13 protein-coding genes and 1 pseudogene are annotated in these 16098 nt (G+C 37.9%); 6 read left to right on the forward strand and 8 right to left on the reverse strand.

All coding sequences use genetic code 11. From position 1 onward, the window contains the following. Nucleotides 1-219: 219 nt before the first annotated feature. Nucleotides 220-2286, forward strand: coding sequence for a flagellar filament capping protein FliD (fliD, locus tag ACR30L_RS05725; RefSeq protein WP_435237075.1), 2067 nt, complete (start codon nt 220-222; stop codon nt 2284-2286). A 2-nt stretch (nt 2287-2288) separates the two neighbouring features. On the opposite strand, the gene ACR30L_RS05730 is transcribed toward fliD, so the two are convergent. Continuing rightward, nucleotides 2289-2606 (reverse strand): hypothetical protein, encoded by a 318-nt coding sequence (locus ACR30L_RS05730; RefSeq protein ID WP_435237076.1) that lies wholly within the window; start codon nt 2604-2606, stop codon nt 2289-2291. A gap of 25 nt (nt 2607-2631) precedes the next feature. After that, nucleotides 2632-3033 carry a flagellar export chaperone FliS gene (gene fliS / locus ACR30L_RS05735; RefSeq protein ID WP_435237077.1) on the reverse strand — a complete coding sequence of 134 codons (402 nt, stop codon included), beginning with the start codon at nt 3031-3033 and terminating at the stop codon, nt 2632-2634. A gap of 325 nt (nt 3034-3358) precedes the next feature. On the opposite strand from fliS, the gene ACR30L_RS05740 reads away from it, so the two are divergent. From ACR30L_RS05740 to ACR30L_RS05750, 3 genes are all read left to right on the forward strand, one after another. After that, nucleotides 3359-4807 carry a sigma-54 dependent transcriptional regulator gene (locus ACR30L_RS05740; protein ID WP_435237078.1) on the forward strand — a complete coding sequence of 483 codons (1449 nt, stop codon included), beginning with the start codon at nt 3359-3361 and terminating at the stop codon, nt 4805-4807. Between the two features lie 182 nt (nt 4808-4989). Further along, a complete protein-coding gene (locus ACR30L_RS05745) occupies nt 4990-6102 on the forward strand; it encodes a sensor histidine kinase (RefSeq protein WP_435237079.1) in 1113 nt (370 codons plus the stop codon). Between the two features lies 1 nt (nt 6103). Beyond that, nucleotides 6104-7522, forward strand: coding sequence for a sigma-54-dependent transcriptional regulator (locus tag ACR30L_RS05750; protein WP_435237080.1), 1419 nt, complete (start codon nt 6104-6106; stop codon nt 7520-7522). A gap of 42 nt (nt 7523-7564) precedes the next feature. Here ACR30L_RS05750 and ACR30L_RS05755 read toward each other — a convergent pair whose 3' ends face one another. Next, entirely contained in the window at nt 7565-8692 is a 1128-nt protein-coding gene (locus tag ACR30L_RS05755) for a JmjC domain-containing protein (RefSeq protein ID WP_435237081.1), read from the reverse strand. Nucleotides 8693-8865: 173 nt separating this feature from the next. Here ACR30L_RS05755 and ACR30L_RS05760 point away from each other — a divergent pair, with 173 nt between their 5' ends. Then, nucleotides 8866-9777 carry a DMT family transporter gene (locus ACR30L_RS05760; protein ID WP_435237082.1) on the forward strand — a complete coding sequence of 304 codons (912 nt, stop codon included), beginning with the start codon at nt 8866-8868 and terminating at the stop codon, nt 9775-9777. 28 nt (nt 9778-9805) lie between these two features. Here ACR30L_RS05760 and purB read toward each other — a convergent pair whose 3' ends face one another. The 4 genes and pseudogenes from purB to ACR30L_RS05780 all read right to left on the reverse strand — a co-directional run. Next, nucleotides 9806-11179: an adenylosuccinate lyase gene (purB, locus tag ACR30L_RS05765; protein WP_435237083.1), complete on the reverse strand. Its 1374-nt coding sequence runs from the start codon at nt 11177-11179 to the stop codon at nt 9806-9808. Nucleotides 11180-11236: 57 nt separating this feature from the next. Further along, nucleotides 11237-11866, reverse strand: coding sequence for a high frequency lysogenization protein HflD (hflD, locus tag ACR30L_RS05770; RefSeq protein WP_435237084.1), 630 nt, complete (start codon nt 11864-11866; stop codon nt 11237-11239). 21 nt (nt 11867-11887) lie between these two features. Next, a complete protein-coding gene (gene mnmA, locus ACR30L_RS05775; RefSeq protein WP_435237085.1) occupies nt 11888-13000 on the reverse strand; it encodes a tRNA 2-thiouridine(34) synthase MnmA in 1113 nt (370 codons plus the stop codon). A gap of 294 nt (nt 13001-13294) precedes the next feature. Continuing rightward, a pseudogene (locus tag ACR30L_RS05780) lies at nt 13295-13489 on the reverse strand (BCCT family transporter); the annotation flags it as partial. Nucleotides 13490-13625: 136 nt separating this feature from the next. Here ACR30L_RS05780 and ACR30L_RS05785 point away from each other — a divergent pair. Next, nucleotides 13626-15203 carry a BCCT family transporter gene (locus ACR30L_RS05785; RefSeq protein ID WP_435237086.1) on the forward strand — a complete coding sequence of 526 codons (1578 nt, stop codon included), beginning with the start codon at nt 13626-13628 and terminating at the stop codon, nt 15201-15203. A 176-nt stretch (nt 15204-15379) separates the two neighbouring features. Here ACR30L_RS05785 and ACR30L_RS05790 read toward each other — a convergent pair whose 3' ends face one another. Further along, a complete protein-coding gene (locus ACR30L_RS05790; protein ID WP_435237087.1) occupies nt 15380-16096 on the reverse strand; it encodes a 3'-5' exonuclease in 717 nt (238 codons plus the stop codon). Between the last annotated feature and the right edge of the window lie 2 nt (nt 16097-16098).

The following is a 16098-nucleotide window of genomic DNA, read 5'->3' on the forward strand; positions in this document are numbered from 1 at the left end:
TTTATTTATAAAGAAAGCGAGTTAATTGTTGGGTGTAAAATTAATAGCAATAATCACTAGGATAAAACAAAGCTAAGTAATTTTATATTTCAATTATTTACCTTTATTTTATTAGCGGAGTGTTGGCGTAGTTTTTGCTTTATTTAAAGCTCGTTTCAATTGTAATTCATATCTAATTTTTACTTTATTGTAAAAATTGAGATTTTGTTGGGAATCGTTATGTCATCAATTAAGTCGACTGGTTTAGGATCTGGTTTAGAAATTAACAATATCGTGAGTGCGATTGTTGGTGCTGAAAAAGATCCTGCTATGGCTAAAATAACTAAATCTACAGCGACTGCTACGGCTAAAATATCTGCTTACGGCATGATTAATAGCGAATTATCTTCATTCAAATCTTCCTATAGTGAACTTACAAAAACATCTACATTTTCAGCGGCAAGTGCAGTGAGTAGCGATACTGATATTCTTGATACTGAATTAGGTGTTGGTGCTGAAACGGGTAATTGGGAGTTTGAAGTCAAGCAGTTAGCTCAAGCGCATACTCTAGTCTCTGCTGCGAATACTTTTTCAAGTGTAAATGACCCGATTGGGACCGGTGAAATTTCTTTCCGTTTTGGTAGTTATGGTACGACGACCGACGAAGAAGGGGTAACTAAAAATAACTTTTCAGTTAACGCGGATAAACCGATAGAAACAATAACAATAGACAGTAGTAATAATTCTTTAACGGGATTACGCGATGCGATTAACGAAGGTGATTATAGCGTCAGCGCTTCTATTATTAATGATGGCAGTGACTACCGTTTGGTATTGTCGAGTAAGGAAACTGGACAGCAAAGTGCCATTGAGTTAACGGTTACTGATGATGATGGTAATAATACTGACAGTGCTGGATTATCAAGCTTTATTTATAGTGCTGACACAAAAAATAGCGAACAAACTTCAGCTGCTCAAGATGCAAAAGTCGTGATGAATGGTATTACGATTAGTCGTCCTAGTAACGAAATAACAAATGTAATTGAAGGTGTAACCCTTAATTTACACGGAGAAACCCAGCCAGGTAAGAAAGTTAGCCTTAATATCAGTAAAGATACCAGTAAAGTTGAAGAACAACTGAATGGTTTTGTTGATAATTACAATAGCATGATTAGTAAAATGAATGAGCTAACTGCATTTAATGGCCAAGGTGCTGAAAATGGTATTCTTAATGGTGACACGACCATTCGTAGTATACAAAGTCTTTTACGAGGCGTGTTAAATGCTCAGGTTGACCATATCGGTGGCTCTATACATAGTTTTGCTGATCTTGGTATTTTAACGGCACGTGATGGTACCCTAGAGTTAGATAATCTTAAATTCAATAACGCAATGCAGAATGATATGAAAAGCGTGGCGAACTTTTTTACCGCTGCGGGTGTTGCGAGTGACTCACTTATTGGTTTTGATAAAAGCAATAGTTTAACTAAACCTGGATCATATTCTGTTGAAGTTAGTCAATTAGCCACGCAGGGAACTTTAACTGGGACGAAAGTCAATAATTTGACCATTAATGATGATAATGACACATTTAGAATGCGTATGGATGGTGTTCTCTCCGATGAGATTGTTTTATCTCATGGTACCTATGCGTCGGTTGATGAATTAGCCACCGAATTTCAATCTAAAATCAATTCCGACCCAACCTTTATCAATAAAGGCATCACGATTAAAGTGATTGACGATGCCGGAAAATTGGCGTTTACTTCAAATCGATATGGTTCAAGTTCCAGTGTTGGTTTTACAAATGTTGATGAAGAGTTTTTAAGTGATCTTGGTATTGGTGTTCAATCCGGTTCAAGGGGATTGGATGTTAAAGGTAAAATAGCCGGCGTTGATGGTGTGGGGGATGGTCAATTTTTATTGTCTCGAAGTGGAGATTCAACGGGGATTAAGTTATTAGTTGAAGGCGGTGATCTAGGCGCTCGTGGTAATGTTGCATATGGCGAAGGTATGTCTGTTGTTATGAATAAATTGTTAGGCAGTATCATTGATAAAAGTATTACAGCCAACAGCGGTGATGTTGATTTAAGTGAAGGTATTATTGACGGTAAAATTGATTCACTTTATAAAAGCATTGAAGAATTAGAGAAAAAACAAGAAAATTTAACCTACCGAACCGATAAACTAGAAGCTCGGCTTTATAAAGACTTTAATGCGATGGATGCTGCTGTATCTGGATTGGGTAATACAATGACATACTTAAAAGGTGCGCTAGACGCACTGCCTGGTTATACACGAGAATAACGTTACTTATAAGCTTTGAGTCTATTTTTATTACGTTGTTGTAATAGCGATTTGTCTTTTAATTGTTTGAAATGACTTTCCGCTTGTATTGTTAATGCCGTTGTTTTTTCCTCTAATCGTCGAAGTTTATTTAATACTTGCGTTAATGAATCCGGTGAATGACTATCCATAAACTCTTTTATTTGTTGTGATAGTATTATTTGTTGCTGTAGAAAGTCTTCATACTGCTCTTCCTTGAGCAGTATATTAAGTTGTTTTTGCTGTGTTAATAACGCATCAAGTTGCTGTTCAATATGATTGTTATTTTCTATTTCATGCATAAAGTGCATAACCTTAAATCAACATTTATTTGTTGCGATATTGTTGGCGAATATCCTGTGGTATCCCATCCCAACCAGATTTAATTTCTGTAATAAGTCCAGCAACTTCGGCCAATGGAGCGACATCGTTTTTGATATTGGCTTGGGTCACTTGTGAAATCATATAACCGTATAGTCCATAAAGGTTTTCAGAAAGTTCACCGCCTTTTTCCATATCGAGACTATTTTGTAGTTCGCCCAATAAACCGATAACTTTACCTAACATTTTATTTTTACTTTCAATCTCTTTACGTTCGATTGCACCTTTAGCAGCTGCTAGGTTACCAAGGATATGCTGCATGATTAACGATATAAGGGTATGTGGATCGGCTTGTTCGACATGTGCCATATTAGTATTTTGATATTTTTGAATAGAGAGGCGTGCCATATTATTTATTCCTTACATACTTCTTAAATTTAATGATTATTAGATCAATGCTTAATATTTAAAGGCCATTGGCACAATAATATTAAGTATGGTTTGTTATATTGATTTTGAAAAGAAAAAGAAATATGTTGTCTTTTACTTTATTGATAGTAATGCATTTTTTATGCCATTAAAAACAATGGGAATTGTATGGCAAATGTCAGAATATAGTCATTGTCAGCTTATTGACATATTTTCCTTTTAAATTTCAAATTATGTTCTAAAATATGTTTCATAATCTTTTACGTACGCGTGAAATTTACTTTAACTTGATAAGTGGAAAGTTATGGAATGTCGTTCTCCAATTTATTTGGTTGATATCAATCAAGCTCAATACAATGCATTATCAACGGTTTTACAATTTATTGGTGAAACTTGTCAGTCGCTATCAAGTAATGAATTAACTGAAAGTATTCAGCATGTTAATCCTTTATGTGTTATTTGTGGTTCATCTGAAACGGAGTCACTCAATTTATTAACCATGTATTCAAATACTGCTTTTATCACGACTTCTCTGACGTTAAATACCAATGAAAGTAATTATATCGGTGCGTTGGATTTACCCGTTTCTCAAGGGCAGCTTACGCAGCTGTTACATCATTGTCAGACCTTTAATGACGCGAGTAAACAATTTAAAAAAACGAATAAGTATTTATTATCCTCATTAGTTGGTCGTGGGAAACGTATTCAAGAAATTCGTTATTTGGTCGAGCAAGTAGCCCAAAGTAATGCCAATGTGTTGATTTTAGGAGAATCGGGAACAGGTAAAGAGGTTGCTGCGCGTGCCGTTCATGAAATGTCGAATCGTAAAAATGGTCCTTTTGTTCCAATAAACTGTGGGGCAATTCCTGCCGAATTATTAGAAAGTGAATTATTTGGTCATGAGAAAGGTGCGTTTACCGGTGCATTTGCGGCTCGCAAAGGTCGTTTCGAGTTAGCCGCTGGTGGAACAATATTTTTAGATGAAATTGGTGACATGCCAATGCCTATGCAGGTAAAGTTACTGCGTGTTTTACAGGAAAGAACTTTTGAACGTGTGGGCGGAACAAAATGTTTAGAAGCTGATGTACGCGTTGTTGCTGCTACCCATAGAAATCTTGAAACCTTGATTGAGGAAGGGAAATTTCGTGAAGATCTCTTTTATCGTTTAAACGTATTTCCTATTGAGAAACCGGCACTACGTGAACGTCAAGAAGATATTCCACTACTATTACAAGAATTGCTGTCTCGATTACAGGATGAGCATAAAGCTACATTACGTTTTACCCAGCGCGCGCTTGATTCATTAATGAAACATAATTGGCCTGGTAATGTACGCGAGTTGTCTAATTTATTAGAAAGGTTGCTTATTTTACATGCTAATAAAATAGTTGATTTAGTTGATTTACCGATTAAATACCGTTATCTCGACGATCAAGGAGATACCGTTGAAAAAATTGATTTTAGTCCTGAGCAAGAAGCCCTAGCTGAGCGAGATGCCCTTTGTGGAATGTTTGAAGACCCTCCACTCGCGCCTGAATTTGAAGCCTACGATGAGTCACTTGGATTTCTAGGTCATTTACCAGCAGAAGGTATTAACTTAAAAGATAAATTAACTGAGTTTGAAATCGAAATGATCCGTCAAGCTTTAGACAGTCAAGATGGTGTGGTTTCACATGCTGCCGAATTATTGTCAATGCGTCGAACAACTTTAGTCGAAAAAATTAAGAAATATGGCTTAAATAAAGAAGGTTAATTTTATTTATTGTTACTATTTTAAAAGCCCGTCATTATTTTTTATGACGGGCTTTTTTATTGATTAAAAGTGTCATATTTATGGCTTTTTATTTATAAGTTGTTGTAATTTAATTGTATTTTATATTGGCATGATTGCTGCTTTGTAACTTGTAATAACAAATTATAAAGTAAGGCTATCTAATGGATACTATCAATCAACAAGCACTACAACTGCAACAGGAAAGCTTCCCAGGTGAACTTGATCAATTGCGTGCGCAAGCAAACTATATGGAACAGCTTTATAACAAGCTGCCATCGGGTTTAATTGTGATTGATGGTAACGGTATCGTTGAACAGGCTAACTGTGTTGCACTTTCCCTACTCGGAGAGCCATTAGAAGGGCAACTATGGAGTGCAATTATCAGACGTTCCTTCGCGCCTAAAAATGATGATGGCCATGAAGTTTCCTTAAAAAATGGTCGACGTATTCAATTATCAATTTCATCACTTGAAGGTCGTGCTGGGCAACTTATTTTATTAACCGATTTAACCGATACACGTGAATTACAAGAGCATGTCGCAAAACTAAAACGTCTCTCATCTTTAGGAAAAATGGTTGCCTCTCTTGCTCATCAAATAAGAACACCACTTTCAGCTGCAATGTTGTACGGTGCTAATTTAGCAAATAGAACATTAACCGAAAGTGCGCGTTCGCGTTTTCAGGGCAAGTTAATGAATCGTTTACAGGACTTAGAAACACAGGTAAACGATATGTTGTTATTTGCTCGTAGTGGTGACCAAAAAATAGTGGAAGAAGTTTCTCTGGTCAATTTGCTGGAGTATGTACAGGATGCTAGCGAAGGATTATTGACTAAAATTGAAGGTAATTTGCAGTGTCGTTTACCGGATCCTGATTTATTAATAATGGCAAATAAAAGTGCGTTATCAAGTGCCATTACCAACCTTATTTCTAATGCAGTAGAAGCGACTGGAAAAGGTGTTCGCTTATATATAACCGCATTACGACGCGGTGAAGACCAAGTTGAAATTTCGGTTATGGATAATGGTCCAGGGATTGAAAAACAACATATTGCAAAAGTTATGGAAGCCTTCTATACCACTAAATCTCAAGGTACTGGGTTAGGCTTAGCCGTTGTACAGTCGATTGCACAGGCGCATAAAGGTAGTGTGGAAATCAAATCAGAATTTGGTAAAGGTAGCTGTTTCACCTTGGTTTTACCTTTACATCGTGTTGGTGAATCACGCTATGTGGTAACGGATAATTCGCAATTTAATCAAGTTGTGGGAGGTTAATATGTCGCAAGGTAAATTATTAGTTGTTGAAGATGATTCGGGATTAAGAGAAGCATTAGTTGATACATTACTACTTGCGGGATATCACTGTTCGGAAGTCGATAGTGGCGAGGCAGCTTTAGTTGCCTTAAATAAGCATAAGTTTGATCTTGTTATTAGCGATATTCAAATGGGGGGCATGTCTGGTTTGAATTTATTGCAAACCCTCAAAGAAAAATATCCAACCCTTCCAGTATTATTAATGACCGCCTATGCAACGATTGATGATGCGGTCAATGCAATGCGCGATGGGGCGATAGACTATTTAGCAAAGCCTTTCTCCCCTGAAGTGTTGCTGAATCAAGTGAGTCGTTATGCGCCAGTTAATAAAGTGGAATCGCGCACACCTATTTACGGTGATCCAAATACTGAAAAATTATTTAAAATGGCTGAAAAAGTCGCTAATAGTGATGCTTCAGTTATGATCACTGGCCCAAGTGGATCGGGGAAAGAAGTTTTATCACGTTATTTGCATGATAAATCACCGCGAAGCGACCATGAATTTGTTGCAATTAATTGTGCGGCTATTCCTGAAACGATGTTAGAAGCAACTTTATTTGGCTATGAAAAAGGCGCTTTTACGGGGGCTGTCCAAGCTTGCTCGGGGAAATTTGAACAAGCTCAAAATGGAACAATTTTATTAGATGAAATTACAGAAATGCCTTTGGAATTGCAGGTTAAATTACTGCGTGTTTTGCAAGAGCGAGAAGTAGAGCGTTTAGGATCACGTAAAACGATCAAATTAAATATTCGTGTAATTGCAACCAGTAACCGAGATATTAAAAAGGCCGTTGATAAAGGCGACTTTCGTGAAGATCTTTATTACCGTCTTAATGTTTTTCCTTTACAGTGGTTGCCGCTAGCCAAGCGTCGTGGTGATATTTTACCGCTATCTGAACATTTATTAATGCGCCATGCGCTTGACCAATCTCAAGCCGTCCCAATTTTAACCGATGCAGCTAAACAATTATTATTAAATTACACTTGGCCCGGAAATGTGCGCGAACTTGATAATGTTATGCAGCGTGCCCTTATTTTATCCGATGGTGAAACTGTCGATAAATCGTCACTGATATTGGAAGATGGTCAATTTGAGCATATTTGTGATGATGAACAGTCCGAAGTCAGTACGCAACATGAGCCTGAAAGTATTGCGATGACTAATAGTACTGATGAAAGTATTAAAAATGAAGGCGCTGAAAGTGATGTGGCGGCACTGGGTAAAGGCTTAAAAGAACAAGAGCAGAAAATAATTTTAGAAGCCTTACAAAGTTGTCGAGGAAAACGCAAAGATGTTGCTGAGTTATTAGGTATCAGTCCACGTACTTTACGTTATAAAATTGCAAGAATGAAAGAGCAGGGCGTTGCGCTACCTGCATAGTCTAGCTTATTAAAATCAAGAGTGGGGAGTCATACTCCTCACTTAAATAACGTACCAATAGCCTTTATTCACAAGTTTAGTGAATAGTGCTAAAGCATCAGGATTATCATCAAATAACTCAATTGCTTCACTGCCTATTTCATCTTGATCGCAAAGGTAATGCCCAAATTCAGTAAACCCCTCACAATTAAATTGTTCACCATTAATAAATAATAAGTCAGGAGCAGTAGCGAAATAAACTGCGCGTAGCCCACCAAGGCGAATAAATTCAGCACCATCATTAAACAGACTTTGTACTTCTTGTTCTGTATGGGGCGGATCTATCTCTGCAATATCAAGTTCATGTTTGGCTTCGCTAATCATGCAGCCAAACCAAGGGATTAAACTTTCCGGTGTTTCACATTTTGCGAGCATAATACGATGTAATTCGTTGAGTTCAGGTGTTTCAATTTGTCCTGGTTTTTCACGTACCTGCATATCAATATCATTATAACGTGGCACTTCTTCGGTTGTATCAAGGCAATAATCGGCAAAGCTACTTAATAGATCATTTTGATCGGGTGCCCGAAAACCAACACTATAATTCATAGAAGGCTCCACTGCGTAGCCTTCATGTGGATAACCGCTTGGAATATATAAAATATCACCCGGTTCAAGTTCCACATCTATAATTGCATTAAATGCTTCACAATGTTTAAGTGCATTATTAGCACTAAATTCACGCAATTTTTCCTGTGCACCAACACGCCAATGACGTTTGCCTAATCCTTGAGTAATAAATACATCATAATTATCAATATGAGGGCCAACACCGCCACCTTTGGTGGAATAACTGATCATGAGGTCATCGATGCGCCAGTTTGGCAAAAACCTAAAAGGGCGAACTAGTTCCTGTGCGTCGCTGTGCCAATGATCAAGGGCTTGAATTAATAAGCTTGTATTTTCTTTTTCCAATTGTTCAAAGCTTTTAAAAGGACCTAACTCAGCATGCCATTGCGCATCTTTTTTATAGACGAGTCGACTCTCAACCTCTTCTTCCATCGCTAGTCCGGCTATTTCATCGGGCATAATTGGATCTTCAAAATGACTAAATCCATTTTTAATGACCAATGGTTTTTTCTGCCAGTAGTTTTCGAGGAAGTCGCTTATATCTAAATTGAGTTCGAACATGATGATTGACCTTTATTAGTGCTTATCGAAAGTATTAAGAGTGTAACAGCTCCGCTAGCAGGCGGATAGCCGAGTCCACCAATACTGTGATCTTTTAAATATTGCTTTGTACCTAGTTGGTAAGTATTGTGAATGGGATAGACACAAAAGTATCACTACATCGGGAAGTTGAAATGGTTAAAGGAAATAACGTAGACAAAGTATCGGGTGTGTTAGCTGGACTTGCTGTGGTGGTGATTTGGTCTGGTTGGATTATCATTTCAAAATGGGGATTATCCCACGCATTGACGGTGTGGGATGTAACTGGAATTCGCTTTTTAACCGCAGCGCTGGTTGTTTTTCTTTATTCCATTTTTAATAAAATATCACTTAAGCCGCTTTTCACATTGCCTATTATCACTGCTAGTTTATGCAGTGGTACTTTTTATGTTTGCGCCAGTTTAATTGGTTTATTGCTGTCAGATGCTGCGAATACGGGGGTTATCATTAATGGATTATTGCCTTTGATGTGCGCCGTTATTATTTTTGTATGGAAAAGGAACCGATTAACTTCAACGCAATATGTCGGTGTGTTATTAATTCTACTAGCAAATTTTTTGTTGTTTACTAGCTCTGGAGGTGCGACATTAAGTGCCTTTTTGTGGCTATTTATTGCAACCTTTTTTATTGCTTTTTACTCTGTTTCAATGAAAATTTGGCGCATTGATATAAAAGTCATTATGATGGCCGTGCCCATTATCAATGCAATATTTTTTACACCTATTTGGTTTTTCTTACCGACTCACCTTGGTCATGCTCCAGTCAGTGAGATTGTTTTACAAGGTGTTTATCAGGGAATTGTGGTTAGTATATGTGCCTTATTTTGTATGAGTTACTCAATTAATAAATTAGGTGCGGTATCCGCGTCGACGATTATGGCATTAGTGCCGATTGTCTCAGTGTTGTTAGCGATGGTATTTTTACAGCAGCAAGTGAGTTTACAAATGGTGGTGTCGATTTTAATTTGTTCTTTTGGGATTGCCTGTTATAGCGCACTTCAGCCGATGCTGCTTTATCTGAAACGCTATAAAAAAGGCAACCATTAGGCTGCCTAGGTATATTTGAGTGCTTGATTTAATCGACGAGCTTTTCAACTAAGTCAATTGCTTGACCAATGTAGTTAGCGGGTGTCATGGCTTTAAGTTGTGCTTTTACTGCATCGGTTAAATCTAGTGTATCGATAAATGCAGCCATACCTGGGCCATCAACGCGTTTACCACGAGTTAGCTCTTTTAGTTTTTCGTATGGTTTTTCGATACCGTAACGACGCATAACCGTTTGAATCGGCTCTGCCAATACTTCCCAGTTATTATCTAAATCCTTAAGCATGTTTGCTTCGTTCGCTTCAAGCTTGCTAATACCTTTTAAGCTTGACTCATAGGCAATAACAGAATAACCGATAGCAACACCAAGGTTACGCAATACGGTTGAGTCTGTTAAGTCACGCTGCCAGCGAGAAACGGGAAGTTTTGCTGCTAAATGATCAAAGATTGCATTGGCTAAACCAAGATTACCTTCGGAGTTTTCAAAGTCAATTGGGTTCACTTTATGCGGCATGGTAGAAGAACCAATTTCACCCGCGATGGTTTTTTGTTTAAAGTGACCAAGGCAGATGTAGCCCCAGATATCACGATCAAAATCTAATAGAATCGTATTGAATCGTGCTACTGCATCAAATAATTCAGCGATGTAATCGTGAGGTTCGATTTGTGTTGTGTAAGGATTGAATGTTACTCCTAGACTGGTCACAAATTCTTCTGCAAAACCTTGCCAATTCAATTCTGGGTATGCACTGATGTGCGCATTATAATTACCTACTGCACCATTAATTTTACCGAGAATTTCAGTCGCTTCAATTTGTTTTACTTGGCGTTGTAAACGTACTGCAACGTTCGCCATCTCTTTACCTAGCGTTGTTGGTGAAGCGGGTTGACCATGTGTGCGAGACATCATCGGCATTGCTTTATATTCTTTTGCCAATTCTTTAAGTGCATCGACGATTTTATTGCAGTAAGGCAGGATAACATCGGTTTTAGCCGTGCCTAACATTAATGCATGGGATAGGTTATTGATGTCTTCTGAGGTACAAGCAAAATGGATAAATTCAGAAATAGCATTTAATTCAGGAACGTCTGCAACTTTTTCTTTTAAGAAATATTCAACGGCTTTTACATCGTGATTAGTGGTTGATTCGATTGTTTTTACACGTGCCGCATCCTGTTCACTGAAATTGGTCACAATTGCATCAAGATGCGCATTTGCTGTATCAGAAAATGCAGGAACTTCTGCAATACCCGCTGTTGCAGCAAGTTTTTGTAGCCAGCGTACTTCAACTTGTACGCGGAATTTGATCAGGCCAAATTCACTAAAAATATCGCGTAACAATGCTGTTTTGCTACCGTAACGGCCGTCAACGGGTGATACAGCTGTTAATCCTGAAAGTTCCATTTGTTGCTCCTAAATAAAGTAAGTAGGTTGTTTAAAAGAATTATCCAATGTGTAAATTTAAATTCGGCGTAAATCTTGGTTAACTTGGTGAATCATCGCTTTGCGAGATAAAATTAACTGTGTGCGTGTTCCACCTAGTTGACGCCATAAAACCGTTGCGCGAACGCCGGCAAGCAATAATGCTCGAATTTTATGTTGTGTTTGTTCCTGCTGTAAGCAAGTAGGATTGCCGTTAACTTGAATTCTTGGGCCAAGCGGGCTGATCAGTTCTTTGTAGATCGCATCTAAATTGCTTAGTACATTATTATCGTTGATTTCAAAGTGCGCTAATTGACGTTGAACCTGATTAATTCGCTCACTTAAGAGGTTTAATGTGCCAGGATTTTTACTTAATTTTTTTTCAAGCATGATCATGCCAATTAAATATTTGGTAATTTGCATGTTGCGCTTTTGATCTTTATTACCAAGCTGTTCAAGCATACTGTTAAAGCCAACACTTAACGAAGAATACCCACCAAAAACATCTAAAGGAGAGTCACTTTCTGTGCGCATAATTGAATGTAAAGAAGCTTCAAAGGCTGTTTGATCGCCCGTTGAGCCAGTTCTTGAAAGTTGGTCGACTAGATAAGCTGCCTGGCACATGCCAGCAAATGCGATACATCTAGAGGGTAAATCGTGGTATGACATAGTCACTCTCTCTTTATTATTTTATGACAGTGCTTGTTGTAAATGCTGATCGATGATGGCACCACCTAGACAGACATCACCTTGATAAAAAACAGCCGATTGTCCCGGTGTTACCGCTGCCTGTGGTTGCTCAAAAATTACTTTTAAGGTGTCATCGTCAATCGGAGTGACCGTGCAGTTGATATCTTGCTGACGATAACGTGTTTTGACTGTACATTTAAAGCTTTCTGTTTTGGCTTGACGATCAACCCAATCACATTTTTTCGCGATTAATCCATAGGAAAATAGTGCAGGGTGGTCGGCACCTTGAGCCACTAATAAACGGTTATTATCCATATCTTTGCCAACAACATACCAAGGCTCTTCACCTGAGTTTTGTAAACCTCCAATACCTAGCCCTTTACGTTGTCCCAGTGTGTGATACATCAAGCCTTGATGTTGGCCAATCACTTCACCTGTCGGGGTCACAATATCACCTGGTTGAGCGGGTAAATAATGTTGTAAAAATTCAGTGAATTTACGTTCACCGATAAAACAAATACCGGTACTATCTTTTTTATTGAAAGTGACGAGATCTTGTTCTTCAGCAATACGGCGTACTTCTGGTTTTTCTAATTCGCCAACTGGGAACAATGTTTTGGCTATTTGTTGTTCACCGACAGCATATAAGAAATAGCTTTGGTCTTTATTGCTATCAAGGCCTCGCAATAACTGAACATGACCATCATTTTCTCCGCGACGAACATAGTGACCCGTTGCAATGTAATCGGCCCCTAAATCTTCCGCAGCAAATTCTAAGAACGCTTTAAATTTAATTTCTTTATTGCACATAATATCCGGATTGGGAGTGCGACCTGCTTTATATTCTTCAAGGAAATGTTCAAATACATTATCCCAGTATTCAGCAGCAAAATTAATAGTGTGCAATTCAATGCCTAATTTATCACATACATCCTGTGCATCTTTAAGGTCTTCGGCAGCAGAACAATATTCGTCATTATCGTCTTCTTCCCAGTTCTTCATGAATAGCCCTTCAACCTGATATCCCTGTTGCTTTAATAGGTAAGCGGATACGGATGAATCAACACCGCCGGACATACCGACGATTACTTTAATTTGGCTATTGTTTGTCATGAAAGGTCTCCTACTAATTTGATGCGTGATTTTAACAGAACTTGAACAAGAAAGCAGGGGGATTTTTGAAGGGATTTTTTGCTTTTAAAACTCCCGTTTATTTCAAAGGAATAAGTAAAAGGAGTCGGTTAATTGCTTGATTAATAATGAACATAAATGCATTGCTGATTAAAGATGGGCTGTAAGTTTCTGCAGCCATCTTTATTACTTATTTTTTATACGGAGGGTATTCGCTATTTAAGCCCTTTATTAGGCTAACGCACTTTAGTAATAGTAGGATTATGAAGGACAATGCAGTGCGTCGTAAACATGACATAATGTTAATGAAATATCTGTTAATCCATTTGTACCCAATTTACCGACTTTATTGGCCAACTGATCTAAAGGGATACTACTAAAAAACATCCAAATAATTGTTATTAATGTAGGTACAACAATAACCGCAAACAAGAATTCACGGATAGTACGTCCTTTTGAATGTCTTGCTATTTTAACCATTTCCTAATCGGTGATAGAAGGTTAAGAGAGCCAATGGTTTTATCGGTAGGTTAATTTTGTTAAGATCCATCGTGCATAATATTAAGCATATTTATAAAAACAGAGCCGTTGCTCTAATTGAGGGTTAATGAATTTAAATAAAGATAAATACAGTATAGATAATACCGATTATACCGTGGGACAAGATAATATTCAGAAATGGGGGTTTGATGTACATAACCCTGTATTTGGTATTAGTGCAGGGTTAGTTGGTCTCTTTTTAATTGCCATTTTGGTGATTGATCCCGCTACATCCAAGGCATTTTTAGATGGTTTGAAATGGCAAATTATTGGTTCCTTTGACAGCTTATTCATGTGGTCAGCGAATATATTTGTTGTTTTTTGTTTGGCATTAGTGGTGTCGCCTTATGGAAAAATTCGCTTAGGTGGCGATGATGCAATCTCTGATTATTCAACGCCTTCATGGTTAGCGATGCTATTTGCAGCAGGAATGGGTATTGGTTTAATGTTTTGGGGCGTTGCAGAACCCGTTGCTTATTTTACAGGATGGTATGAAACACCATTAAATGTTACCGCAAATACACCTGAAGCGGCAAAACTTGCCTTAGGGGCAACGATGTTTCATTGGGGGTTACACCCATGGGCTATTTATGGTGTAGTTGCGCTGTCATTAGCATTTTTCTCATTTAACAAAGGGTTGCCACTTTCGATTCGTTCGATTTTTTATCCTATTTTAGGTGATCGTACTTGGGGATGGCCGGGACATGTAGTTGATATTTTGGCTGTTTTAGCAACCTTATTTGGGTTAGCAACGTCATTAGGACTCGGAGCACAACAGGCGGCAAGTGGCTTCCATCATGTGTTTGGTATTGATGCTTCGCTGACATTACAAATTGTGATTATTGTAGGCGTCACTATGCTAGCAGTTGTTTCAGTTGTTCGTGGTATTGATGGTGGTGTTAAACTAATTAGTAACATTAATATGTTATTAGCCCTTGCTTTGGTCGTTTTTGTTGCCTTAGTGACCTTTGCTATTTCAATGGGGACTATTCCAACAACTGTGATGGGCTATATCGAAAATATTATCCCATTAAGTAATCCGGTAGGTCGTGAAGATGAAGCTTGGATGCATGGTTGGACAGTATTTTACTGGGCATGGTGGATTTCATGGTCTCCATTTGTCGGGATGTTTATTGCACGTATTTCTCGTGGTAGAACAGTGCGTGAGTTTCTAACCGCCGTATTAATCATACCAACACTGGTTACTATTCTTTGGATGTCTGTATTTGGCGGTGTTGCTATTGAGCAAGTAATTGATAAAGTAGGTATTTTAGGTTCCGAAGGGTTAACGGAAGTACCACTTGCTATGTTCCAAATGTTTGATGCTTTACCTTTAGGTAATATTTTATCAATGCTAGCTGTATTATTAGTATTAGTGTTCTTTATTACTTCGTCAGATTCTGGTTCATTGGTTATCGACAGTATTACGGCTGGTGGTAAAGTAGACGCACCTATCCCTCAGCGTATCTTTTGGGCCTCCATCGAAGGGGCTATTGCTGCTGTATTACTTTGGGTGGGAGGAACTGACGCCATTCAAGCATTGCAAGCAGGTGCGATTTCGACTGGATTACCCTTTACTATTATTTTGTTGATTATGTGTGTTAGCTTAATAATGGGTATGAGAACAGAGAAACATCAAAGTTAGTCAACATTTTTACAAAGATTAACACTAAGAAGCCGAACATTTAAAATCGTTCGGCTTTTTTATTACCTTTAGAAAGTTAGGCTTAATACGTTAAATTTGTTATATCAGCTCGGTTAATTCAATGTTTTATTTAGGCGTAAGAAAAATGAATGAGTCGATAATTAGAGGAATTGGTATTATAGCCATAAATTTTGAATAGGGGTTTCTGGTTTATAGTGATACCTAATTTGTGCTTGCAGTAGTTCTGCGGTTGCAATCGCATCGGTCAATGCATCGTGTGGTGAGTAAGTGGGTAGATTATAACGTAGACGACTATTAGCAAGTCGAATTGACTGCATTTTCTTTCTTAATAGCCAGTTAATAATGCCACGTGTTTTTGCTCGTTCTAAATTACATTCAATTTGCATCGTGTCGATCAACGGGAAAATAATCCCTTCATTGATCAAGGCGCGAAGATTGCTGTCAAAAAAGTCTCGTTCAATCCGTCGATAATGAACGACGACGACTTTACCTGCAAGTTCATCTAACAGTTGTTCAAGAATCCGTTTTAAGTCCGGTGCTCCTTTTAAATCTGAATGGGTTATCCCATGAATAATAACGGTATTTTCCTTTAAATTATCCTGTGGGTTGATATACCAGCTTTTTGCCTGTTTGCAAAAAATCCGATTGAGATTAAAGGGGACTAATCCGATACTAATGATACTATTTTGCTCAGAATCAAGCCCGGTTGTTTCAAAGTCTAATGCAACGAATTCAATATCTTTTAGTTGAGTACCGTTTGAATAAGTGCCGGTACGATAAAAGTTTTGCAGGCGCGAATCTTTACTTTCATCTGCCTTTAGCTTTAAAAATGCTTGCCAGTTTAAGATTTCTTGATTGGTTAATCGGTGCATTG

Source organism: Psychromonas saccharinae, from assembly GCF_051201515.1.
Taxonomy (GTDB): Bacteria; Pseudomonadota; Gammaproteobacteria; order Enterobacterales; family Psychromonadaceae; genus Psychromonas.